Source organism: Vibrio sp. 10N.222.48.A3, from assembly GCF_041475345.1.
Lineage (GTDB): Bacteria > Pseudomonadota > Gammaproteobacteria > Enterobacterales > Vibrionaceae > Vibrio > Vibrio tasmaniensis_A.
The window spans coordinates 1-1,345 of sequence record NZ_JBFRVX010001339.1 but is presented as its reverse complement, the minus strand read 5'-3'; the positions used below and the strand labels follow the sequence as shown (position 1 = coordinate 1,345).

Genomic DNA, 1,345 nt, shown 5'->3' with positions numbered 1-1,345 from the left:
CCGTTCACGGATACGAGGGGAGTGGGAGAGGGTTTGGACTTAAGTTCGAGTCTTGGCTTTCAGATCATCGCCCAGGGTGGAAAGGTTTTAAGCTCGATCAGCCCATTCGTTGGAATCGCAATGATCCACTAGAGCGCTGGTTGTTTGATTGCTTCCTGCTTGGTAACGACGCGTCGCTAAGTGACTCGGTGATTCATGAGTTAGATAGCTTTTCTGATCTGGCAATCAACCAACTGAGCTTGGTCGAGTTATCAAAGGCAGAATGCTTGGCGAATCCGGAGCCGCTACAGCAATGTTTTTCTCTTCTTGTTGACGCTCATTATCAAACGTCACCAAACGATCTAATGCAGTTTCTCAACAATCCAGCAATCCGTTTGTACGCTGCTTGGCAGAAAAACGAATGTTTAGGTTGTATGTTGGTAACTGAAGAAGGTGGGTTGGATAGCGATCTGATTGCTCAGATTCAACTTGGAAAACGAAGACCTCAAGGTCACCTAGCTCCAGTATTACTCGCAAACCAACTGGGTTGTACGCAAGCGGCGAGCAGTCGTTGCCTTCGAGTTATGCGTATTGCCGTTTCAACACGTCATCAAGGTTCGGGGATTGGTCGTTGGATGTTGGGGCAGTTGTCAAAGCAAACTAATCAGGCGGATTACTTAGCAACGAGCTTTGGCGCGACCAGTGAATTAATTTCATTCTGGCGCGATAACGATTTTGTACCTATGCACATTGGCCACCAGCGCGATCAAGCAAGCGGCTGTCACTCGGTATTGATGGTTAAGCCACTTAATGAAAACGCACAGAATTGGATCTACAATCTGATAAGTCACTTTGAACGTAGTTTCTGTTTTCTCACTTCTGGTTCTTTGGCTTCTCTCGAGGTTGATATGGTGCGCGCATTATTGCCAAGGCAAGCGGAATCTATAGCAGAGTCTGAAATCCAACTCCTCAGGAATTATGTCGATGGTGGTAATAGTTACGACAGCATTGGTTTCAGTGCCCTGAATTTGATTCTCCAGAGTAATGGTCATCAAGCTCACATAGCTGAACCTGACGCTATAATCGATACAGGTTTCGTTGTTTCAGACTTACTTATCGCGAAAGTCGTGCAGCAGAAAGAGTGGGGGACTTGTGTCGAACAGTTTAATCTAGTCGGACGAAAACAAGCTGAGCTACAGTTTAGAAAAGATGTCGGTACTCTACTATCAAATTTACACTGTAAATAGGTAGATCAACGATTGTCACTAAATTTGGAACGACAGAGCATATGTAGAGCTGTTAATTAGATTTACAGTGTAAATTAGAAGGCCGGATTTACACTGTAAACTGAACAGCAGTATGTAAT

The 1,345-nt window shown here is 44.8% G+C and carries 1 protein-coding gene; it reads left to right on the top strand.

Annotation, left to right across the window (positions count from 1 at the left end; translation table 11 throughout):
• The coding region (locus AB4653_RS26170) for a GNAT family N-acetyltransferase (RefSeq protein ID WP_372105683.1) at positions 1–1,226 on the top strand (1,226 nt) is incomplete at its 5' end.
• Positions 1,227–1,345: the final 119 nt, after the last annotated feature.